Origin of the sequence: Streptomyces sp. NPDC046876 (genome assembly GCF_040645035.1) — a bacterium.
GTDB lineage: Bacteria > Actinomycetota > Actinomycetes > Streptomycetales > Streptomycetaceae > Streptomyces.
The window spans coordinates 50,890-71,668 of the sequence record NZ_JBEYXK010000005.1 but is presented as its reverse complement, the minus strand read 5'-3'; the positions used below and the strand labels follow the sequence as shown (position 1 = coordinate 71,668).

The following is a 20,779-nucleotide window of genomic DNA, read 5'->3' as shown; positions in this document are numbered from 1 at the left end:
CCAATGGGCGTACGGGTCATGGTGGTCGACGAGCACCGGCTGCTGGCCGAGGCGCTCGCCTCGGCCCTGAAGCTGCGCGGGCACAGGGTGCTCGCCGCCGCCGCGCCGGCCGCGGGCGCCGCCGAGCTGGTCATCAGCCGGGCGCCGGAGGTCTGCCTGCTCGGCACGGCGACCCCGGCCGAGCCGGGGGTCTTCGAGCCGGTCGTCCGCATCAAGCGGGAGCGGCCGCAGATCGCGGTGGTCGTGCTCGGCCCGGTGCCGAGCCCGCGCGGGATCGCGGCCGCCTTCGCCGCGGGCGCCTCCGGGTACGTACGCCAGGACGAGCGCATCGAGGGCGTCGAGCGGGCCCTGGCCAAGGCGCGGGCGGGCGAGGCCGCGGTCTCCCCGCAGCTGCTGCAGGGGGCCTTCGCGGAGCTGCTGAACCCGGCGGTCCAGCCGGACGACGAGGGCAGCCGGCTGCTGCGGCTGCTCACCCCGCGCGAGGTGGAGGTGCTCGTGCGGGTCGCCGAGGGCGAGGACACCCGGCTGATCGCGGCGGGCATGGAGATCGCCCCGAGCACGGCGCGCACGCACGTGCAGCGGGTGCTGATGAAACTGGGCGTGGGCTCCCGGCTGGAGGCGGCCGCCCTGGCCGCCCGGACCGGCCTGCTGGAGCGGGCCGCGCTGCCGCGGGCGGGGGCCGATTTCCCCGGAGGGCCGTAATCCGGTATGCCAGTGGGCGGCAAGTGCACGCATCGCGCGTGCGTTCCCCCGTGAGAGGCAGCAGACGAGTGAGCAAGACGACGGCGTCTTCCAAGTACATGGTCACCGGCGGTGCCGGCTACGTCGGCAGTGTCGTCGCGGCCCACCTCCTGGAGGCCGGCCACGAGGTCACCGTCCTCGACGACCTCTCCACCGGCTTCCGCGAGGGCGTCCCGGCCGGGGCCGCGTTCATCGAGGGCCGCATCCAGGACGCCGCGCAGTACCTGGACCCCTCCTACGACGCCGTGCTGCACTTCGCGGCGTTCTCCCAGGTCGGCGAGTCCGTCGCCAACCCGGCGAAGTACTGGGACAACAACGTCGGCGGCACCCTCGCCCTGCTGAACGCCATGCGCGGGGCGGGCGTGCGCAAGCTGGTCTTCTCCTCGACGGCGGCCACCTACGGCGAGCCCACCGAGGGCCTGCTGACGGAGGCGTCGGCCACCCGGCCCACCAACCCCTACGGCGCGTCCAAGCTGGCCGTGGACCACATGATCGCCGGCGAGTGCGCGGCGCACGGCGTGGCGGCGGTCTCGCTGCGCTACTTCAACGTCGCGGGCGCCTACGGGCAGTACGGCGAGCGGCACGACCCCGAGACGCACCTGATCCCGCTGGTGCTGCAGGTGGCCCTGGGCGAGCGGGCGGCGATCTCGGTGTTCGGCGAGGACTACCCGACGCCGGACGGCACCTGCATCCGCGACTACATCCACGTGGCCGACCTGGCGGAGGCCCACCTGGCCGCGCTGACGGCCGCCACCCCGGGCGAGCACCTGATCTGCAACCTGGGCAACGGCGCCGGCTTCTCGGTCCGCGAGGTCATCGAGACCGTCCGCAAGGTCACCGGCCACGACATCCCGGAGGTCGTCGCGGAGCGCCGCGCCGGCGACCCGGCGGTGCTGGTCGCCTCGGCGCGCGCCGCGCACGAGAAGCTCGGCTGGACCCCGTCCCGCCCGGACCTCACCGGCATCATTTCCGACGCGTGGAACTTCACGCGCGCGCTGCGCTCCTGACGCCGCGCCGCCCGCGGGCACCGCGGGCACCTTCCGCCCCGTGCCTCCCGCGCCCCCCGCACTCCGTCGTGCGGGGGGCGCGGTGCGTGCGCGGCGCGTACGCGGGGTCGTACGCCGGGAGTGGAGGCAGGGCCCCAGGCGCGCTACGGGGGCGTGGGCCGAGCGGAGAGCGCCGTGGGCGGGCGCAGTGCGCGGGCGCCCGGCGTGCACACGCCGGGTGAAATGCCCCCCGTGCAACTGCCTGGGGCACCTCCCGGGCCGGAAACCGTCTTCCGGACCCCCGGGACCGTCGAAAACCGGCCACGTCAGGGCTTCTTGGAGACCGTCCAGCCGGAAAATCGCTCGGAAAACTTCTGCTATTCGGCCAACCGCGGGCCGCTGCCCGCTCTACGCTGATGCGTGACACCGGTGGGGGCCGGTGTTGATTCAGGGGTCGAGACACGCCGGGTACGGCGTCCGGTCCGGGGTAGTGCAGAGATGTTGCGGCGGCGGCCGCGGCAGCTGCGGATCAGCACCCGGTCCGGGCGCCGTACCCGCAGTCGTCCGTTCCCCGACCCTTGGGGGTTTTGTGGTTCGCATCCGAGTTCTCGTGGTCGACGACCACCGCATCTTCGCCGAATCGCTCGCCGCGGCGCTCGCGGCCGAGCCCGACGTCGACGTGTCCGCGGCCGGCAGCGGCCCCGCGGCGCTGCGCTGCCTGGAGCGCGCGGTGGCCGAGGGCCGCCGCTTCGACGTGCTCCTGGTCGATGCCGATCTCGGCGCCTCCGCCGGGTCGGTGCCCGCGCAGCGCGCCTCGGGCTCGGGGCCGCCACCGCCGCCGCCGGGCGCCGACGGGATCGCGCTGGTCGCGGGCGTACGGGGCTCCCACCCCGCGGTCCGCACGGTCGTCCTCGCCGAGCGCGACGACCCGCGCCGGGCCGCGGTCGCCCTGCAGGCGGGTGCCTCCGGCTGGGTGGCGAAGGACTGCTCGCTCTCCCGGCTGCTGGCGGTCATCCGCGGCGTGCTGCGCGAGGAGACCCATCTGCCGCCCGCGCTGCTGACCGGGGTGCTCCGGGAGCTGACGGCCGCGCGCAAGCACCGCAGCGACAGCGAGCGGCTCGTGGAGTCGCTCACGCCGCGCGAGCACGAGGTGCTGCGCTGCATGGTGGCGGGGCTCGGCCGCAAGGACGTCGCGGCCCGGCTGTTCCTGTCCCCGCACACCGTCCGCACGCACATGCAGAACGTGCTGGGCAAGCTGGGCGTGCACTCCACGCTCGCCGCGGTGGCGCTGGCCCGGCGGGCGGGCGTACGGCCGGCGGAGCTAGCCGGGGATGTTGTCGAACGGAGCGGTCAACTGGCGTAGCAGGGCGGCGAGTTCGGCGCGCTGGGCCTGCGAGAGCTGGGCCAGGATCGCCCGCTCCTGCGCCAGCAGCCCGGCGAGGGCCTGGTCGGCGCGGTCGCGGCCCTCGGGGGTCAGCCGGACCAGGACCCCGCGCCGGTCGTTGGGGTCGGGCAGCCGCTCGACGAGGCCCTTCTTGGCGAGCCGGTCGATGCGGTTGGTCATGGTTCCGGAGGTGACCAGAGTCTGCGTCAACAACTGGCCGGGGGAGAGCTGGTAGGGCGCGCCGGCACGCCGCAGGGAGGTCAGGACGTCGAACTCCCAGGGCTCCAGGCCGTGCTCGGAGAAGGCCAGCCTGCGGGCGCGGTCGAGATGGCGGGCGAGCCTGCTCACGCGGCTCAGCACTTCGAGCGGTTCCACGTCGAGGTCAGGGCGCTCCCGCCGCCATGCCGCGACCAATCGGTCGACCTCGTCCTCCATGCCGATCAGTGTAAGGGGTCTGTCGATGTGAAGTCTCTTGAATTCGAGATTCCAGGTGATGTACATCTTGAAATCGTGAATCTTGATGTCAAGATATATTTTGTGTGGCGGTGGGCATGGAGGGGGCCGGAACCGCTTCCGCTTCCGCCCGACCCGCCAGCAGGGAGGTTCGAACATGCATTCCGATATCGCAGCGTCGGCCCGCATCCCCACGGCCACCACCCACGCCGCGCCCACCTGGGACCCCCAGCAGTACCTCCGGCACGCAGGACACCGCACCCGGCCCTTCCTCGACCTCCTGAACCGCATACCCGAACTCCCCACCCGGCCCGCCCGCATCGCCGACCTCGGCTGCGGCCCCGGCAACGTCACCGCCCTCCTCGCCGACCGCTGGCCCGAAGCCCACATCACCGGCTTCGACCTCTCCCCGGAGATGCTGCGCCGCGCCGACGCCGAGCACGCGGGAGCAACCCCGGGCGGCGGCACCCTCGACTTCCGGCCCGCGGACATCGCCGGCTGGCTCCCCGAGGAGCCCTACGACCTGATCGTCTCCAACGCCGCCCTCCAGTGGGTCCCCAGCCACCCCGGCTCCTTCGGCGCCTGGATCAACGCACTGCGCCCCGGCGGCACCTTCGCCTTCCAGATCCCGGGCAACTTCACCGCCCCCAGCCACGCCCTGCTCGCCCGGCTGTGCGACAGCCCGCACTGGCGCGACCGGCTCGCCGGGCACGGCGCCCGCTACGTCCACACCCTCGAACCCGCCGAGTACCTCGCCCGCCTCACCGAGCTGGGCTGCACCGCCGACACCTGGGAGACCACCTACTTCCAGTTGCTGCCCGGGCCCGACCCCGTCCTGGACTGGGTCAAGGGAACCGCCCTGCGGCCCGTCCTGACCGCCCTGGGGGACGACCACAAGGCCGCCGAGGACTTCCTCGCCGAATACCGCGACCTGCTGCGCACCGCGTACCCGCCCGGGCCGCGCGGCACCGTCTTCCCGTTCCGCCGCATCTTCGCCGTGGCCGTTAAGGAGCATTGACCTTGCTGACCGCCGTCGACCACGTCCAGCTCGCCGCGCCGCCCGGCTCGGAGGACCGGCTCCGCGCCTATTACACCGACGTCCTGGGCATGACCGAGATCCCCAAACCGCCCGTCCTCGCCGCCCGCGGCGGCTGCTGGTTCGCCGCCGGAGCCGTACAGCTCCACCTCGGCATCGAGGAGGACTTCCACCCGGCCCGAAAGGCCCACCCCGGGCTGCGGGTGACGGGGATCGAGGAGTACGCCAGCAGACTCGGGGAACGCGGCGCCACCGTCGTCTGGGACGACGACCTGCCGGGGCACCGCCGCTTCCACTCCGAGGACCCCGTCGGCAACCGGCTCGAATTCCTCGAGACCCTGACCCCGCCGGCCGGCGGCTCCCCGACCGGCTGACGCTGCACACGACGACGCCCCGCCCCCCGGCATGCGCAAGGGGGCGGGGCCGTCGTTCTGTGCCCGCGGCGGGCGGGCTCAGCTCTTGCGGTGGCCCACCAGGCGCGGCTTCGACTCCAAGCCGTCCAGCCCGTGCCAGGCCAGGTTCACCAGGTGCGCCGCGACCTCCGCCTTCTTCGGCCGGCGCACGTCCAACCACCACTGCCCGGTCAGCGCCACCATCCCCACCAGCGCCTGCGCGTACAGCGGGGCCAGCTTCGGATCGAAGCCGCGCGCCTTGAACTCCAGACCCAGGATGTCCTCGACCTGCGTGGCGATATCGCTGATCAGCGAGGCGAACGTCCCCGTCGACTGCGCCACCGGCGAATCCCGCACCAGGATCCGGAACCCGTCCGTGTAGGACTCGATGTAGTCCAACAGTGCGAACGCCGCCTGCTCCAGCAGCTCCCGCGGATGACCGGCTGTGAGCGCACCCGTCACCATGTCCAGCAGCTGGCGCATCTCCCGGTCCACCACGACCGCGTACAGGCCCTCCTTGCCGCCGAAGTGCTCGTACACCACCGGCTTGGAGACCCCGGCCTTCGCCGCGATCTCCTCCACCGACGTGCCCTCGAAGCCCTTCTCGGCGAACAGGGCGCGGCCGATGTCCAGCAGTTGCTGGCGCCGCTCGGCGCCCGTCATCCGGACCCGGCGGCCTCGCCGGGGCTTGTCGCTGCTGGAAATGCTGCCGTCGATCGCCACGTCCCCCATCATGCCGCGTTCGCGGCGTTTTCCCTGCGTCGGGCATCGATGCGGGACCCCGACGGCCAGCGCACATCGGTGGCCCAGCCCGCCAGCTCGAACCAGCGGATCAGCCGGGCGCTGGAGTCGACCTGCCCGCGCAGCACCCCGTGCCGGGCCGACGTCGGATCCGCATGGTGCAGGTTGTGCCAGGACTCCCCGCACGACAGCACCGCCAGCCACCACACGTTGCCCGAGCGGTCACGGGACTTGAACGGGCGCTTGCCGACCGCATGGCAGATCGAATTGATCGACCACGTCACATGGTGCAGCAGCGCCACCCGCACCAGGGAGCCCCAGAAGAACGCCGTGAACGCACCCCACCAGGACATCGTCACCAGACCCCCCACCAGCGGCGGGACCGCCAGCGACAGAGCCGTCCACCCGATGAAGCCACGGCTGATCCGCCGGATCACCGGGTCCTTGACCAGATCCGGGGCGTACTTCTGCTGATCGGTCTGCTCCTCGTCGAACAGCCACCCCACGTGCGCCCACCACAGGCCCTTCAGCAGCGCCGGAAGCGTCTCCCCGAACCGCCACGGCGAATGCGGATCACCCTCGTGGTCGGAGAACCTGTGGTGCTTGCGGTGGTCCGCCACCCAGCGCACCAGCGGCCCCTCCACCGCCATCGACCCCATCACCGCCAGGGCCACCCGCAGCGGCCGCTTGGCCTTGAACGAACCGTGCGTGAAGTGCCGGTGGAAGCCGACCGTCACCCCGTGGCAGGTCAGGAAGTACATGAACGCCAACAGCCCCAGGTCCAGCCAGCTCACCCCCCGCCCCCAGGCCAGCGGCACCGCCGCCAGCAGCGCCAGGAACGGGACCGTGATGAACAGCAGCAGCGCGACCTGCTCGACGGACCGTTTGCTCTCGCCGCCGAGCGTCGCGGACCCGGCGGAGGAGTCGGCAGGCGCGGAACCGGGCGCCGCGGAGGTGCCCTCGAAAAGATCGGGACTCGTGGTCATGAGCGTCCCCTGGGGGGTGAGGAGGAGGCAGGGACCCGGGCTACGGATGCGTAACCTACGGCAACGTAAGTATGGCAAAGCAGCAGCCCCCGGCAAGAGGGGCACGACCGGGCCGCCCCCGCCCACAGCCCGTTCCGCCCCACCCGCCGGCCCCTGCACACGGGCCGCGCGCCGCCTGGTGAGACGGTCACCGGGCCCGACCGGCCGGACACCTATCCTGGTGTCGTCGGACAGCGCGGTCCGCACGGGCAGCCGAGCTGCGCACCAGGTGGGGACACCCCCGGAGCCGATCCGGGACGGCGCCTCCGCGCACCCGCAGCGCACGCAGCCCACCTCCCCGTAGCGCTCGACCACTGCAAGGAGCCGCACCTGTGAGCAGTGCCGACCAGGCCTCCTCGGCCCAGGCCCCCACCCGGGCACAGGCCCCCTCCACCGCCGACACCTCCGCCAACGCGGAGCTGCGCGCGGACATCCGCCGCCTCGGCGACCTCCTGGGCGAGACCCTCGTCCGCCAGGAGGGCCAAGAACTCCTCGACCTCGTCGAGCGCGTCCGCGCCCTGACCCGCACCGACGGCGAGGCCGCCGCCGCGCTGCTCGGCGACACCGACCTGGAGACCGCCGCCAAGCTCGTACGCGCCTTCTCCACGTACTTCCACCTCGCCAACGTCACCGAGCAGGTCCACCGCGGCCGCGAACTGCGCGCCCACCGCGCCGCCGAGGGCGGCCTGCTGGCCCGCACCGCCGACATGCTCAAGGACGCCGACCCCGAGCACCTGCGCGAAACCGTCCGCAACCTCAACGTCCGTCCCGTCTTCACCGCGCACCCCACGGAGGCCGCCCGCCGCAGCGTCCTCAACAAGCTGCGCCGCATCGCCGCCCTCCTCGAGGAGCCCGCCTCCGGAGCCGGCGACCGCCGCCGCCACGACCTGCGCCTCGCCGAGAACATCGACCTCATCTGGCAGACCGACGAACTGCGCGTCGCCCGCCCCGAGCCCGCCGACGAAGCCCGCAACGCCATCTACTACCTCGACGAGCTCCACGCCGGCGCCGTCGGCGACGTCCTCGAAGACCTCGCAGCCGAACTCCAGCGCGTCGGCGTCGAACTGCCCCCCGGCACCCGCCCCCTCACCTTCGGCACCTGGATCGGCGGCGACCGCGACGGCAACCCCAACGTCACCCCCGAGGTGACCCGCGAAGTACTGATCCTCCAGCACGAGCACGGCATCACCGACGCCCTCGAACTCATCGACTACCTGCGCGGCCTGCTCTCCAACTCCATCCGCTACACCGGCGCCACCGAGGAACTCCTCTCCTCCCTCCAGGCCGACCTCGAACGCCTCCCCGAGATCAGCCCCCGCTACAAGCGGCTGAACGCCGAGGAGCCGTACCGCCTGAAGGTCACCTGCATCCGGCAGAAGCTCCTCAACACCCGCCAGCGCCTCGCCAAGGGCACCCCCCACGAGGAAGGCCGCGACTACCTCGGCACCTCCGAGCTCCTCACCGACCTCACCCTCGTACAGACCTCGCTGCGCGAGCACCGCGGCGCGCTCTTCGCCGACGGCCGCATGGACCGCACCATCCGCACCATCGCCGCATTCGGCCTCCAGCTGGCCACCATGGACGTACGCGAACACGCCGACGCCCACCACCACGCCCTCGGCCAGCTCTTCGACCGGCTCGGCGAGGAATCCTGGCGCTACGCCGACATGCCCCGCGACTACCGGCAGAAGCTCCTCGCCAAGGAACTCCGCTCCCGCCGGCCCCTCGCCCCCACACCCGCGCCCCTCGACCCGGCCGGACAGAAGACCCTCGGCGTCTTCTTCACCATCAAGGACGCCTTCGAGAAGTTCGGCCCCGAAGTCATCGAGTCCTACATCATCTCGATGTGCCAGGGCGCCGACGACGTCTTCGCCGCCGCCGTCCTCGCCCGCGAGGCCGGCCTCCTCGACCTCCACGCCGGCTGGGCCAAGATCGGCATCGTGCCGCTCCTGGAAACCACCGACGAACTGCGCGCCGCCGACGTCATCCTCGACGACATGCTCGCCGACCCCTCCTACCGGCGCCTGGTCTCCCTGCGCGGCGACGTCCAGGAAGTCATGCTCGGCTACTCCGACTCCTCCAAGTTCGGCGGCATCACCACCAGCCAGTGGGAGATCCACCGCGCCCAGCGCCGGCTCCGCGACGTCGCCCACCGCCACGGCGTCCGCCTGCGCCTCTTCCACGGCCGCGGCGGCACCGTCGGCCGCGGCGGCGGCCCCTCCCACGACGCGATCCTCGCCCAGCCCTGGGCCACCCTGGAAGGCGAGATCAAGGTCACCGAGCAGGGCGAGGTCATCTCCGACAAGTACCTCGTACCGTCCCTCGCCCGCGAGAACCTCGAACTGACCGTCGCGGCCACCCTGCAGGCCTCCGCCCTGCACACCCGGCCCCGCCAGTCCCACGACGACCTCGCCCGCTGGGACGCGGCCATGGACATCGTCTCCGAGGCCGCCCACGCCGCGTACCGGGAGCTCGTCGAAGACCCCGACCTGCCGGCGTACTTCTTCGCCGCCACCCCCGTCGACCAGCTCGCCGACCTCCACCTGGGCTCCCGCCCCTCCCGCCGCCCCGACTCCGGCGCCGGCCTCGACGGCCTGCGCGCCATCCCGTGGGTCTTCGGCTGGACCCAGTCCCGCCAGATCGTCCCCGGCTGGTACGGCGTGGGCTCCGGCCTCAAGGCCCTGCGCGAAGCCGGCCAGGACGGCGCCCTCTCCGAGATGGGCACCCGCTGGCACTTCTTCCGCAACTTCCTGTCGAACGTCGAGATGACCCTCGCCAAGACCGACCTGCGGATCGCCCAGCACTACGTCGACACCCTCGTCCCCGACGAGCTCAAGCACGTCTTCGACCGCATCCGCGCCGAGCACGAGCTCACCGTCCGCGAGGTCCTGCGCATCACCGGCGGCGAAAAGCTCCTGGACTCCCAGCCCGTCCTCCAGAAGACCTTCGCCGTACGCGACGCCTACCTGGACCCCATCTCCTACCTCCAGGTCTCCCTGCTCGCCCGCCAGCGCGCCGCCGCCAGCCGCGGCGAAGCCCCGGACCCCGTCCTCTCCCGCGCCCTGCTCCTCACCGTCAACGGTGTCGCCGCGGGCCTGCGCAACACGGGCTGACCCGGACGGTCGAACGAACGGCCGGTATCCGCGCCCGTCACACGATGTGATGACGAGCGCGGACACCGGCCGCTACCGTTGTGTTCCAAGACCAGAATGCCGTCCATGGGAGCAACCATGACCGCTGAGTCGGTGCACGACTGGACGCGGCCGCCGCTCGACGGCTATACCGTGGACGACCTGCTGACGCTGCCGGACCTCCCGCGACACACCGAGCTGATCGACGGGAGCCTGGTCTTCGTGAGTCCGCAGCGCTACGTCCACTCCGCGCTGATCGACCTCCTGGTGAACCGTCTGCGGCGGAGCGCGCCGGACCACCTCAAGGTCGCGCGCGAGATGACAGTGGTGATTGACAAGAGGAACGGCCCCGAACCGGACATCTCCGTCATCCGGCGCGAGGCGCTCACCGACCCGAGGCAGACCCACTTCTACGCCGCGGACGTCCTGCTGGCCGTCGAAGTGGTCTCACCGGAGTCCGAGGCCCGGGACACCGACGCCAAGCTCCGCAAATACGCCAAGGCCGGCATCCCGAACTACTGGATCGTCAAGGACGAGGGCGACGAGGAGGTCGAGCCCGTGGTGTACCTCTACGAACTCGACCCGCACACCCGCGCCTACGTCTGCCAGGGCATCCACACGAAGCCGTTCCGCGTCGACCGGCCCTACCCGGCCGACCTCGACTTCGAAGGACTCGACGACCTGTAGCCTTCAGGAGTTGTACGCGGACTGGGCGCGCTCCAGGCCCTCCGTGACCAGGCACTCCACCGCATCCGCAGCCCGGTCCACGAACCAGTCCAGATCCTTGCGCTCCGCCGACGAGAAGTCCTTCAGCACGAAATCCGCGACCTGCATACGACCCGGCGGCCGCCCGATGCCACAACGGACCCGGTGGTACTCCGCCCCCATCGACTTCGTCATCGACTTCAGCCCGTTGTGCCCGTTGTCGCCGCCGCCCACCTTCAGGCGCAGCGTCGCGTAATCGATGTCCAGCTCGTCATGGACCGCGATGATCCGGTCCACCGGCACCTTGTAGAAGTCGCGCAGTGCCGTCACCGGCCCGCCCGACAGGTTCATGAACGACATCGGCTTCGCCAGCACCACCCGCCGGTTCGCCGGCCCCGGCGGCCCGATCCGACCCTCCAGCACCTGCGCCCGCGCCTTGTGCGCCTTGAACTTCCCGCCGATCCGCTCCGCCAGCAGGTCCACCACCATGAAACCGATGTTGTGGCGGTTGCCGGCGTACTCACCGCCTGGGTTGCCCAGCCCGACCACCAGCCAAGGACTCGACTCGTCCGACATTCCTGCTCGCTCCTCTGCACATGGGACGACCGCCGTCCCGCTCCAGTGGAGCCGGACGGCGGTCGGTCGGCAAACGCGACGGGGAGGCTCAGGCCTCCGCGCCCTCCTCGGCGGCCTCGGCGGCCGGCTCCTCGGCCTGCGCGGCGACGACCTGCAGGACGACGGCGTCGCCCTCGGTCACCAGGGAAACGCCCGACGGCAGCGCGATGTCCTGCGCCAGGACGGACGCACCGGCGGCCAGACCCTCGACGGAGACCGTCAGGGCCTCGGGCAGGTGGGTGGCCTCGGCCTCGACCGACACCGCGGCGAGGACGTGCTCCAGCAGGTTGCCACCGGCGGCCAGGTCACCCTCGGTCTGGACCGGAACCTCGACCGTGACCTTCTCGCCCTTCTTGACGGCGAGGAAGTCGACGTGGTCGACGGTGCGCTTGATCGGGTCCTTCTGGACGGCCTTGGGGATGACCAGCTCGGTGCCCTCGCCCGCGATGTCCAGGGAGATCAGGACGTTCGGGGTCTTCAGCGCCATCGTCAGGGCGTGGCCCTCGACCGACACGTGCTTGGGGGCCTCGCCGTGGCCGTAGATGACCGCGGGGATCTGCTTGTTGCGGCGGGTGGCACGGGCGGCGCCCTTGCCGAAGACGGTGCGGATCTCAGCGGAGAGCTTGACCTCGGACATGTTCACTCCTCGTGGGGTGACGAAAACGGACAAGGTCACCCGGCCACGAAACGGCCTGCTACGAAGAGCGCGTCGATAACGGAGCGCCGACACCAAAAGGTGCGGCCTCCCTCGCCGAGCAACTCGAAGAGTCTACCCGGCGCGGAGGCCGCGCCCAAAAGGATCTACCCGTGCGATCCGGTGCCTACTGCTGCTCCTCGAACAGGCTGGTCACCGAGCCGTCCTCGAAGACCTCGCGGACCGCGCGCGCCACCATCGGAGCGATCGACAGGACCGTGATCTTGTCGAGCTCCAGGTCGGACGGGTCCGGCAGGGTGTTCGTGAAGATGAACTCGCTCACCTTCGAGTTCTTCAGGCGGTCCGCCGCCGGGCCCGACAGGATGCCGTGCGTGGCCGTCACGATGACGTCCTCCGCACCGTGCGCGAACAGCGCCTCGGCCGCGGCGCAGATGGTGCCACCGGTGTCGATCATGTCGTCGACCAGGACGCAGACCCGGCCCTTGACCTCACCGACGACCTCGTGGACGGTCACCTGGTTGGCGACGTCCTTGTCACGGCGCTTGTGCACGATCGCCAGCGGGGCGTCGAGACGGTCGCACCAGCGGTCGGCCACACGCACACGGCCGGCGTCCGGGGAGACGATCGTCAGCTTGGTGCGGTCCACCTTGGCGCCCACGTAGTCCGCGAGGACCGGCAGGGCCGACAGGTGGTCCACCGGACCGTCGAAGAAGCCCTGGATCTGGTCCGTGTGCAGGTCCACCGTCAGGATGCGGTCCGCACCCGCGGTCTTCAGCAGGTCGGCGACCAGACGGGCCGAGATCGGCTCGCGGCCCTTGTGCTTCTTGTCCTGGCGGGCGTAGCCGTAGGACGGGATGATCACGGTGATGGAGCGGGCCGACGCGCGCTTCAGCGCATCGATCATGATCAGCTGCTCCATGATCCACTTGTTGATCGGAGCCGTGTGGCTCTGGATCAGGAAGCAGTCCGCACCACGCGCCGACTCCTGGAAGCGGACGTAGATCTCACCGTTCGCGAAGTCGAAGGCCTTCGTCGGCACGAGGCCGACGCCCAGCTGGTGCGCAACCTCCTCGGCCAGCTCGGGGTGGGCGCGGCCGGAGAAGAGCATCAGCTTCTTCTCGCCGGTCGTCGAGATCCCGGTCACAGCACAGTCTCCTCAGACGTGTTGAAAGCTGCTCGCCCCCGTGTGCGTCCGTCCCGCACACGGTGAAGCCAGCCGAATTGCGTGCACGTATCACGGTACGCCGTCTCGGACGTACCTGTTTCCGGTCAGTTCACCTGAAGGCCGCCTCAGCCCTCCGCGGAGTCCTCCCGGACCGCCGACTGAGCCGCCGACGCGGCAGCGCTTCCCGGACGCTTGCGGGCCACCCAACCCTCGATATTCCGCTGCTGGCCGCGTGCCACGGCCAGCGCGCCGGGCGGCACATCCTTCGTGATCACCGAGCCGGCGGCCGTGTAGGCGCCGTCCCCGATGGTGACGGGTGCCACAAACATGTTGTCCGAGCCCGTCTTGCAGTGTGAGCCGATCGTCGTGTGGTGCTTGTGCTCACCGTCGTAGTTCACGAACACGCTCGCCGCACCGATGTTCGAGTACTCGCCGATCGTCGCGTCACCCACGTACGACAGGTGCGGCACCTTCGTACCCTCGCCGATCACCGCGTTCTTCATCTCCACGAACGTGCCGGCCTTCGCCTTCAGCTCCAGGCGCGTACCCGGACGCAGGTACGCGAACGGACCCACCGACGCCGACTCCCCGACCACCGCCGAATCCGCCACCGTGTTGTCCACGCGGGCCCGCGGGCCGACCTGGGTGTCCTTCAGCCGGGTGTTCGGACCGACCTCGGCCCCCTCGGCGATGTGCGTCGCGCCCAGCAGCTGCGTACCCGGGTGCACCACCGCGTCCTGGCCGAACGTCACCGTCACGTCCACCAGCGTGCTCGCGGGATCCACCACGGTCACTCCGGCGAGCATCGCCCGCTCCAGCAGGCGGGCGTTCAGCAGCGCACGGGCCTCCGCGAGCTGCACGCGGTTGTTGATCCCCAGGATCTGGCGGTGGTCGCTGCCGACGGACGCACCGACCCGGTGGCCCCCCTCGCGCAGGATCCCCAGCACGTCGGTGAGGTACTCCTCGCCCTGGCTGTTGTCGGTACGGACCTTGCCCAGCGCATCGGCCAGCAGCGCCCCGTCGAACGCGAACACCCCGGAGTTGATCTCACGGATCGCGCGCTGCGCCTCGGTGGCGTCCTTGTGCTCGACGATCGCGGTGACGGCGCCGGTCTCCGGGTCGCGGACGATGCGGCCGTAGCCGGTGGAGTCCGGGACCTCGGCGGTCAGGACGGTGACGGCGTTGCCGTCGGCCCCGTGGGTCGCGACCAGGGCGCCCAGGGTCTCGCCGGTCAGCAGCGGGGTGTCGCCGCAGACCACGACCACGGTCCCGTCGACGGAGCCGCCGAGCTCCTGGAGGGCCATGCGGACGGCGTGGCCGGTGCCGTTCTGCTCGTACTGGACGGCCGTGCGCACATCGGCGTCCACGGCGGCGAGGTGCGCGGTGACCTGCTCACGGGCGTGGCCGACGACGACCACGAGGTGCTCGGGGTCCAGCTCGCGCGCGGCGGCGACGACGTGCCCCACGAGCGAACGCCCGCAGATCTCGTGCAGAACCTTGGGAGTGGCCGACTTCATGCGGGTGCCCTCACCCGCTGCGAGGACGACGACGGCTGCCGGGCGGTTGGCGCTCACGGGTGTGCCCTTCGGCTTCGGGGGTGGACCTGTGAAGGATACCGGGGCGTTAAGGGCCGGAAACGAGGGCGGGTCCTGACCTTCCGGTCAGGACCCGAACGTGAGCTGTGTTTCCGTGCGCTCCCGGAGAAGGATTCGAACCCTCATTCAATGGACCAAAACCATTTGTCCTGCCCTTAGACGATCCGGGATGGTTCGCCCTCTATGTCCGATTTCGTTGATCGGCTTCGGACACAGCCCCTACTATGCCGCACCACCAGCCTTCAATGCGACGGTACAGCTCGGCGCTTTGCAGGACGCGTACGGCAAGGCAGCCGTAGTAGTTCTCGCCGGTGTGCTTGCGGCTGGTCTTGGGGTTGTGCCGTTTGACGGTGGTCGTGAGGAACTTCCCCGCGTCGGCGCCCACGAGGTCCGCCCAGAAGCCTTCCGCGGCAGCCCTGTCGGCCGTTTCGTGGATGGCGATGTTGAAGCGGATGTGCTCGCCGCTGATGCCGAGCAGGCGAAGCCAGGAGAGGTAGACCCGCACCATGTCGGGGTCGCTGTTGACGAAGATCGCGCGCTCTCGCCGCTCGTAGGCCTTGTCCTTGCTGCCCTCCGACCAGTAGAGCCCGACGCCGAAGAGGAACAGCTCCCGGTCCGAGATCGAGCCGATCTCGCGGGCTGCGTCCCGCTTGGTCTGGAGTCTTTCCTCGTCGCGCATCTCGAGGGTCCGCTCCCAACCGCGTCGCGCCGCGGCGGTGGCTTCCTCCTTGGTCCGCTGCCGGTCCGGCTTCGGTAGGTCGCGGACCCACAGGGAGATCGAGCTCTTCGAGCAGCCCAGTTCGAGCTGGATCTGGTCGTAGGTCATGCCCTGGAGGCGGAGCTCGCGGGCGCGGTCGCGGAGGTCGTCCTTGGCGTTGGGGCGCTTCGTCCATTCCGGCGCCGGCTCGCCCTGGAGGAGGCGGTTCAGGATGTCGCCGTTGTAGACGCAGAGGCGGTCGCGGATCTGGCGGCGGCTGAGGCCTTCCCGGCGCAGGGCGACCGCTTGCTCGCGCAGGGCTTCGAAGTCCGAGTATTTGCTCATGCCGCCACCTTGGTCCGGAATGTGGGATTCAGGTCTCTTTCCGTGGTCGATTCAGTCGGACGTGCGATTACCTCGGGTTTGCGGGAATTCCGGTCGCGGGTGTGCTGGGGGCGCTGCGTACGCTGAGGGCATGACCAGTGCGGGGGATCAGCAGGGCGGGGCCGGTCGGGACGGGCCCCTGTGGTGGGAGCGGCGGCGGGGGGCCGTCCTGGACGTGGGGCTCGGGGCGTTGTCGGCCCTGGAGTGTGCGTTCGAGGGGGTGGACTTCGCCCGGGAGGGCGGGTTGCCGACCGTCGCGGGGGTGCTGTTCGGGGTTGCGGTGGGGTCCGTGCTCGTGTTGCGGCGGCGCTGGCCGATCGCGGTGGTGCTGGTCGGCATCGGGGTGGCGCCGGCTGCGATGGGGTTCCTGCTGGGTGTCGTCGGGCTGTACACGCTGGCCGCCTGTGAGGTGCCCCGGCGGATCACCGCGACGCTCGCCTCGATGTCGTTGGCGGCCACCTTTGTCGTCACCTACCTGCGCACGATCGGGCAGACCGGGACCACCCCGACCCTCGTGGTGGTGCTGTCGGTGTTCATGGCGGTGGCGCTCAATGTGCCGCCCGTGCTGCTCGGGCTGTACGTGGGGGCCCGGCGGCGGCTGATGGAGAGCTTGCAGGAGCGGGCCGACTCGTTGGAGCGGGAGCTGTCGCTGCTGGCGGACCGGGCGGAGGAGCGGGCCGAGTGGGCCCGTACGGAGGAGCGGACGCGGATCGCGCGGGAGATGCACGACGTGGTGGCGCACCGGGTGTCGCTGATGGTGGTGCACGCGGCGGCGCTGCAGGCGGTGGCGCCGCGGGATCCGGCGAAGGCGGCGAAGAACGCGGCGCTGGTGGCGGACATGGGCCGGCAGGCGCTGACGGAGTTGCGGGAGATGTTGGGGGTGCTGCGGGCGCCGGCTGCGCCGCGGCCGGCGCCCGTTGCCGCGGTTGCCGGTGGGGCGGCGGCCCGGTCGGCTGCGTCTGCCGGGGGTTTCGAGGAGGGGCCGACGCTGGCCGAGCTGGAGGCCTTGGTCGGGCAGTCGCGCGCGGCGGGGATGGCGGTGCTGCTGGACGTGCGCGGGACGGGGCCGGGTTATTCGGCGGAGGTGGAGCAGACGGCGTACCGGGTGGTGCAGGAGGCGCTCACCAACTGCCACAAGCATGCGCCGGGGGCCGAGGTGGTGGTGCGGCTGGCCCATCGTGAGGGTGAGGTGGCCATGCAGGTGGAGAACGGGCCGGGTGCGGCGGACGTGGCCCGGCCCGAGTTGCCCAGTGGGGGCAATGGGCTGGTGGGGATGCGTGAGCGGGTCGTCGGGCTCGGTGGGGTGTTCGTGTCGGGCCCGACGGACTCCGGGGGGTTCAGGGTTTCGGCGGTTCTGCCGGGTGGGCGGCGCTGACGCGGGTGTGCGGGTCTTTACGGGGCCATGGTCAGGCGGGTGGGCTGGAGGCCGGTCAGGAGCAGGGTGAGGGCCTCGTCCATGCTGGCGCCGAGGTACCAGTCGCCGGTGTGGTCGATGGCGTAGACGCGGCCTTCCTGGTCGATGGCGAGGTGGGAGCCGCCGTCGGAGTCGACGCCGAGCGGGCAGAGGTGTGTGGACAGGGCGCGGCCGAGGTCGGCGAAGGTGCGGGCCAGGTGGAGTCCGGTGAGGGGGTCGAGGCGTAGGGGGACGGGGGCTATCTGGCGGCCGGGTCCGTGCGCTTTGACGGTGAGGCCGCCGAATTCGGCCCATGCCTCGACGGCGGCGGGGAAGACGGTGTGGCGGTGTCCGGCCGGGGTGGTGTGGTCGCGCAGTGCGTCGGCCCAGTACTCGGCCTGTTTGATGTCCCAGCGGCCGGGCTCCCAGCCGGCGGTGCGCAGGGCCTGGTCCACGGTGGAGGGGAACCGGGTGGCGGAGGAGCGGTCGTAGGAGGCGGAGGAGATGGTCATGGTGGTGGTGGTCAGGCTTTCTCTGACGCGGGTGTGAGGTCGACGTGGCGTACGCCGAAGTGGGCGAGGAGGGCTTCGCAGGAGCGGCAGGGCGGTGCGTAGGTGCCGTGGAGGGGGTCGCCGTCCTCGCGGATGCGGCGGGCGGTGATCTTGGAGTTTTTCAGGGAGCGGCGGGCTTCGCTCGCGGTGAGGGGTTTGCGGGAGGCGCGCTTGCTGCGGGCGCCTTCGGCGGCGGTGAGGTGGCGGGAGACGAGGATGGCCTCGGGACATCGGCCGGTGAACCGTTCACGCTGGCCGCTGGTGAGGGTGTCGAGGAAGTCCTGGACGAGGGGGTGCAGGGCGGGTGGCTGGTCGGCTTTGCCGGCGGTGCCGGTGAGGGTTTCGCCGCGTACGGAGAGGGCGGCGGCGATGGTGGGGAGGATGCCGTCGCGGCGGAAGCGGGGTACGGGTGCGGTGGTGCGGGCGTCGGTGCCGCTCCAGCGCAGGCGGGGATCTCCGCCGGGTCCGGCTGCGGCCTGGCCGCCGTCGGGTGTGCCCGTGCGTGTCGCTGTGTTCTGCATGGTCGCTTCTTCCCTCCCGTGGCTGCGGTGGTGGCCGCTGTTGCGCACGCCCCCGTGCTGCGGGGACAGCCTGTCAAATGTCCTCTGTCGTGTGGAACCGGGGTCGAATATTCGTATCAATTCGGATGTTCCCGGCCGTCGTGCGGGTGGGGGGCTTGCGGGCGGGGGCCGCTCTTGCCGGAGCACATAGGCTGTGGTGAACCAGCCAGATCCAGCAGGGGGCTACCGCCATGACGACAGGTCGGCTCGGGCAGCACGCCGCGCCACCCAACGCCGCGTACTCGGGGCAGGTCGTGCATTTCCCGGACCCGGTCCGGGCCGCGCGGCATCCTCATGGAGTGCGGATGGGCGCTCAGGGACATCCTGACTTCTCGCCGTATGCGCGGGCGGCGGTGGAGATCGCCGAACCGCCCGAGGGCTTCGGTGTGGACGAGCTGCGGCTGACGGACTACGTCTCCGCGAATGCGGCCATGCATGCTGCGGGGCACGCCTTGTGGGACACGGTCGGCCCGGTTGCGACGCCGCACGGCTGGACGTGGCACCACGTGGCGGGGACGCGGCGGATGGAGCTGGTTCCGGTGGAGGTGAAGGCGCTGTTGCGGCATCACGCGGGCCTGGCGACCGCCCCGGTGGACCATGAGAAGCGTGGGACGCGGCCGTTGCAGGAGGTGCGTCCGGTGCATCTGGCGCTGCCGAAGACGGGTGTGGCGGTGACGGAGGAGCAGGTCCAGGGGATCGAGGAGGACCTGGGGTACCGGCTGCCGGAGGCGTACCGCTCGTTCCTGAAGGCGGCGGGCGGCTGTGCGCCGGTGGGCGCCGGGTTGGACGTGGATCTCGGGCTGCTGGTGGACCAGCCGTTCTTCACGGTGCGTGAGGAGGCTGCGGTCAATGACCTGGTGTACGTCAACAAGTGTCTGCGCGACCACCTGACGAAGGACTACCTGTGCGTCGCGTTCGTCCAGGGCGGGCTGCTGGCGGTGAAGGTGAAGGGTGAGGGCATCGGTTCGGTGTGGTTCTCCCCGTACGACGACGGGCGCGACCGGGACGGCTGGGTGGTCCAGGAGCGCGTGGAGCGGCTGCTGCTGCCGTGCGGTGCGGATTTCGATGCCTTTCTCGAGCGGTTGGCGGGAAATCCACCGGAGTTGGAGACGGTGGCCGGTCTGATGGTGGACGGCGGATTCGCGCGTTCGGTTCCGGTGGCTGCACCGGTGGAGGGATGACGGCGCGATGGTGACGTTTGCGCAGGCGCAGGAGCGCGCCGAGGAGTGGATCAACGGTGATCTGCCGCCGTACCAGCACCGTGAGGTGCGGGTGCGGGAGTTCGGGCTGGGGTTCGTGGTGTGGGCCGAGGACCGGGCGGGCGGGCCGGTGTCGGGGGGTGGCCGGCAGCGGCTGGTGATCGCCCGGGACAGTGGTGAGGTCACGTTGTGGCCGGGGCTTCCGGTGGGTGAGGTCATCCGCCGGTACGAGGAGGAGTACGGGGCTGCGGCCGCGCCGGCGGCGGAGGCTTCGGTGCCGACGCCGCGTATCGACTCCGAGCAGACCTCGTTCATGCTGAGTCCGCCGGAGTGGCTGCAGGAGGCCGCGGACCGGGCGGGGATTCCGCCGGCTGCGGGGGCGGCTGCTGGTGCTGGTGCGGCTGCTGCTGGTGCGGCTTCCGTGCCGGCTGCGGCTTCGGGTGCCGAGGCCGAGCCGCTGTCCGTTCCCGTCTCGGAGCCCGAGCCGGCCGCCGTGGCGCCGGAGCCGGTGCCGCTGCGCCGCGAGGTGCCGTACGAGCCGACCGCGAACGAGGGGGTGCCGGCCGGGGCCACGCCGTGGGCCGGCACCGACGTGAACCCCGGTGCGGACGACGTGTCCGTACCGCTGCCCGCGACGGTCTTCGCGCCGCCGCTGTCGGGTTCGGACCTGGAGGACCTGCCGGCGCCGCCGTCGGGGTCGTCCGAGGCCAGGACCCAGCTGATCGCCGGGGGCAGCCAGCTCCCGAAGACCGCGATCGCGCCCGCGCTGGACCTCGGGGCCGGGGCGCCGCCGATGCCTGCGCCTGCGCCCGTGCCTGCCGGCCCTGCCGGTGGGCACGTGCCCGGGTCGCCGGCGGCGCTGGCCGAGGAGCCGACGAGCCGGGCCCAGGTCACCCCGCCGGGTGCTCCGCCGGTGGTGCCGCCCGCGCCGCCCGGGGCTCCGGGTGCTGCTGCCCCGGCCCGGCCGCCGGTGGCTCCGGGTGCGGGCGGGCCGCCCGCGCCTCCGGGGCCGCCCGGTGCGCCGTCGATGGGGCGTGGGCTGGACCATGCCGCGACGATGCTGGCGGGTCCGGCCGTGACGGGTCAGCCTCCGGCTCCTCCCGGTCCGCCCGGTGCGCCCGGTGGTACGGGTGGGGGTCAGCCGCCTGCGCCTCCGGGGCCGCCCGGTGCGCCGTCGATGGGGCGCGGGCTGGACCATGCCGCGACGATGCTGGCGGGTCCGGCCGTGACGGGTCAGCCTCCGGCTCCTCCCGGTCCGCCCGGTGCTCCGGGTGCGGGTCAGCCGCCTGCGCCTCCGGGGCCGCCCGGTGCGCCGTCGATGGGGCGCGGGCTGGACCATGCCGCGACGATGCTGGCGGGTCCGGCCGTGAC

At 71.6% G+C, this 20,779-nt stretch carries 19 protein-coding genes, 1 tRNA gene and 1 pseudogene; 10 read left to right on the top strand and 11 right to left on the bottom strand.

Annotation, left to right across the window (positions count from 1 at the left end):
- The first annotated feature begins 3 nt into the window (after positions 1–3).
- The 3 genes from ABZ924_RS05035 (at position 4) to ABZ924_RS05025 (ending at position 3,090) form a co-directional block, all read left to right on the top strand.
- Positions 4–702, top strand: coding sequence for a LuxR C-terminal-related transcriptional regulator (locus ABZ924_RS05035; RefSeq protein WP_361904214.1), 699 nt, complete (start codon positions 4–6; stop codon positions 700–702).
- Between the two features lie 98 nt (positions 703–800).
- Entirely contained in the window at positions 801–1,748 is a 948-nt protein-coding gene (gene galE, locus ABZ924_RS05030; protein WP_361904541.1) for a UDP-glucose 4-epimerase GalE, read from the top strand.
- A 568-nt stretch (positions 1,749–2,316) separates the two neighbouring features.
- Complete coding sequence (locus ABZ924_RS05025; protein ID WP_361904212.1) at positions 2,317–3,090, top strand: response regulator transcription factor; 774 nt, start codon at positions 2,317–2,319, stop codon at positions 3,088–3,090.
- Here ABZ924_RS05025 and ABZ924_RS05020 read toward each other — a convergent pair.
- Positions 3,049–3,546, bottom strand: coding sequence for a MarR family transcriptional regulator (locus ABZ924_RS05020; protein WP_361904210.1), 498 nt, complete (start codon positions 3,544–3,546; stop codon positions 3,049–3,051). The two genes, ABZ924_RS05025 and ABZ924_RS05020, sit on opposite strands and share 42 nt — an antisense overlap.
- A 175-nt stretch (positions 3,547–3,721) precedes the next feature.
- Between ABZ924_RS05020 and ABZ924_RS05015 the strand changes: the two genes are divergently transcribed.
- Together ABZ924_RS05015 and ABZ924_RS05010 are read left to right on the top strand one after the other, a co-directional pair.
- Positions 3,722–4,582 carry a trans-aconitate 2-methyltransferase gene (locus ABZ924_RS05015; RefSeq protein WP_361904208.1) on the top strand — a complete coding sequence of 287 codons (861 nt, stop codon included), beginning with the start codon at positions 3,722–3,724 and terminating at the stop codon, positions 4,580–4,582.
- Positions 4,583–4,584: 2 nt separating this feature from the next.
- A complete protein-coding gene (locus ABZ924_RS05010) occupies positions 4,585–4,974 on the top strand; it encodes a VOC family protein (RefSeq protein ID WP_361904538.1) in 390 nt (129 codons plus the stop codon).
- A 78-nt stretch (positions 4,975–5,052) separates the two neighbouring features.
- On the opposite strand, the gene ABZ924_RS05005 is transcribed toward ABZ924_RS05010, so the two are convergent.
- A complete protein-coding gene (locus ABZ924_RS05005; protein WP_361904535.1) occupies positions 5,053–5,724 on the bottom strand; it encodes a TetR/AcrR family transcriptional regulator in 672 nt (223 codons plus the stop codon).
- On the bottom strand, positions 5,724–6,719 hold the full coding sequence (locus tag ABZ924_RS05000; protein WP_361904205.1) for an acyl-CoA desaturase: 996 nt from the start codon (positions 6,717–6,719) through the stop codon (positions 5,724–5,726). Before ABZ924_RS05000 ends, ABZ924_RS05005 begins: the two co-directional genes overlap by 1 nt.
- A gap of 458 nt (positions 6,720–7,177) precedes the next feature.
- Between ABZ924_RS05000 and ppc the strand changes: the two genes are divergently transcribed.
- Both ppc and ABZ924_RS04990 read left to right on the top strand, forming a co-directional pair.
- On the top strand, positions 7,178–9,871 hold the full coding sequence (gene ppc / locus ABZ924_RS04995; RefSeq protein ID WP_361904532.1) for a phosphoenolpyruvate carboxylase: 2,694 nt from the start codon (positions 7,178–7,180) through the stop codon (positions 9,869–9,871).
- Positions 9,872–9,988: 117 nt separating this feature from the next.
- A complete protein-coding gene (locus tag ABZ924_RS04990; protein ID WP_361904203.1) occupies positions 9,989–10,576 on the top strand; it encodes a Uma2 family endonuclease in 588 nt (195 codons plus the stop codon).
- Between the two features lie 3 nt (positions 10,577–10,579).
- Here the strand turns inward: ABZ924_RS04990 and pth are convergent, their stop codons facing one another.
- The 6 genes from pth to ABZ924_RS04960 form a co-directional block, all read right to left on the bottom strand.
- Entirely contained in the window at positions 10,580–11,170 is a 591-nt protein-coding gene (gene pth / locus ABZ924_RS04985; protein WP_361904200.1) for an aminoacyl-tRNA hydrolase, read from the bottom strand.
- Positions 11,171–11,258: 88 nt separating this feature from the next.
- Complete coding sequence (locus ABZ924_RS04980; RefSeq protein WP_361904197.1) at positions 11,259–11,846, bottom strand: 50S ribosomal protein L25/general stress protein Ctc; 588 nt, start codon at positions 11,844–11,846, stop codon at positions 11,259–11,261.
- Between the two features lie 184 nt (positions 11,847–12,030).
- Entirely contained in the window at positions 12,031–13,008 is a 978-nt protein-coding gene (locus ABZ924_RS04975) for a ribose-phosphate diphosphokinase (protein WP_361904194.1), read from the bottom strand.
- 146 nt (positions 13,009–13,154) lie between these two features.
- Positions 13,155–14,603, bottom strand: coding sequence for a bifunctional UDP-N-acetylglucosamine diphosphorylase/glucosamine-1-phosphate N-acetyltransferase GlmU (glmU, locus tag ABZ924_RS04970; protein ID WP_361904192.1), 1,449 nt, complete (start codon positions 14,601–14,603; stop codon positions 13,155–13,157).
- A 120-nt stretch (positions 14,604–14,723) separates the two neighbouring features.
- A tRNA-Gln gene (locus ABZ924_RS04965) sits at positions 14,724–14,794 on the bottom strand.
- 11 nt (positions 14,795–14,805) lie between these two features.
- Complete coding sequence (locus ABZ924_RS04960) at positions 14,806–15,666, bottom strand: hypothetical protein (protein ID WP_361904189.1); 861 nt, start codon at positions 15,664–15,666, stop codon at positions 14,806–14,808.
- A 130-nt stretch (positions 15,667–15,796) separates the two neighbouring features.
- Between ABZ924_RS04960 and ABZ924_RS04955 the strand changes: the two genes are divergently transcribed.
- Positions 15,797–17,080 (top strand): histidine kinase, encoded by a 1,284-nt coding sequence (locus tag ABZ924_RS04955; RefSeq protein ID WP_361904187.1) that lies wholly within the window; start codon positions 15,797–15,799, stop codon positions 17,078–17,080.
- A 17-nt stretch (positions 17,081–17,097) separates the two neighbouring features.
- On the opposite strand, the gene ABZ924_RS04950 is transcribed toward ABZ924_RS04955, so the two are convergent.
- Together ABZ924_RS04950 and ABZ924_RS04945 are read right to left on the bottom strand one after the other, a co-directional pair.
- On the bottom strand, positions 17,098–17,610 hold the full coding sequence (locus ABZ924_RS04950) for an SUKH-3 domain-containing protein (protein WP_361904184.1): 513 nt from the start codon (positions 17,608–17,610) through the stop codon (positions 17,098–17,100).
- An 11-nt stretch (positions 17,611–17,621) separates the two neighbouring features.
- Positions 17,622–18,170, bottom strand: a complete 549-nt coding sequence (locus ABZ924_RS04945; RefSeq protein ID WP_361904182.1) for a YwqJ-related putative deaminase — start codon at positions 18,168–18,170, stop codon at positions 17,622–17,624.
- Positions 18,171–18,400: 230 nt separating this feature from the next.
- Here ABZ924_RS04945 and ABZ924_RS04940 point away from each other — a divergent pair, with 230 nt between their 5' ends.
- Both ABZ924_RS04940 and ABZ924_RS04935 read left to right on the top strand, forming a co-directional pair.
- Positions 18,401–19,390: an SMI1/KNR4 family protein gene (locus ABZ924_RS04940; RefSeq protein ID WP_361904179.1), complete on the top strand. Its 990-nt coding sequence runs from the start codon at positions 18,401–18,403 to the stop codon at positions 19,388–19,390.
- 7 nt (positions 19,391–19,397) lie between these two features.
- A pseudogene (locus tag ABZ924_RS04935) lies at positions 19,398–20,779 on the top strand (hypothetical protein); the annotation flags it as partial.

Excerpts from the sequence above, each read along its gene's own strand:
- ABZ924_RS05035 (WP_361904214.1), top strand. The coding sequence starts at position 4 with ATGGGCGTACGGGTCATGGTGGTCGACGAGCACCGGCTGCTGGCCGAG.
- galE (WP_361904541.1), top strand. The coding sequence starts at position 801 with ATGGTCACCGGCGGTGCCGGCTACGTCGGCAGTGTCGTCGCGGCCCAC.
- ABZ924_RS05020 (WP_361904210.1), bottom strand. The coding sequence starts at position 3,546 with ATGGAGGACGAGGTCGACCGATTGGTCGCGGCATGGCGGCGGGAGCGC.
- ABZ924_RS05015 (WP_361904208.1), top strand. The coding sequence starts at position 3,722 with ATGCATTCCGATATCGCAGCGTCGGCCCGCATCCCCACGGCCACCACC.
- ABZ924_RS05005 (WP_361904535.1), bottom strand. The coding sequence starts at position 5,724 with ATGGGGGACGTGGCGATCGACGGCAGCATTTCCAGCAGCGACAAGCCC.
- ABZ924_RS05000 (WP_361904205.1), bottom strand. The coding sequence starts at position 6,719 with ATGACCACGAGTCCCGATCTTTTCGAGGGCACCTCCGCGGCGCCCGGT.
- ABZ924_RS04990 (WP_361904203.1), top strand. The coding sequence starts at position 9,989 with ATGACCGCTGAGTCGGTGCACGACTGGACGCGGCCGCCGCTCGACGGC.
- pth (WP_361904200.1), bottom strand. The coding sequence starts at position 11,170 with ATGTCGGACGAGTCGAGTCCTTGGCTGGTGGTCGGGCTGGGCAACCCA.
- ABZ924_RS04980 (WP_361904197.1), bottom strand. The coding sequence starts at position 11,846 with ATGTCCGAGGTCAAGCTCTCCGCTGAGATCCGCACCGTCTTCGGCAAG.
- ABZ924_RS04960 (WP_361904189.1), bottom strand. The coding sequence starts at position 15,666 with ATGAGCAAATACTCGGACTTCGAAGCCCTGCGCGAGCAAGCGGTCGCC.
- ABZ924_RS04955 (WP_361904187.1), top strand. The coding sequence starts at position 15,797 with ATGACCAGTGCGGGGGATCAGCAGGGCGGGGCCGGTCGGGACGGGCCC.
- ABZ924_RS04950 (WP_361904184.1), bottom strand. The coding sequence starts at position 17,610 with ATGACCATCTCCTCCGCCTCCTACGACCGCTCCTCCGCCACCCGGTTC.
- ABZ924_RS04945 (WP_361904182.1), bottom strand. The coding sequence starts at position 18,170 with ATGCAGAACACAGCGACACGCACGGGCACACCCGACGGCGGCCAGGCC.
- ABZ924_RS04940 (WP_361904179.1), top strand. The coding sequence starts at position 18,401 with ATGACGACAGGTCGGCTCGGGCAGCACGCCGCGCCACCCAACGCCGCG.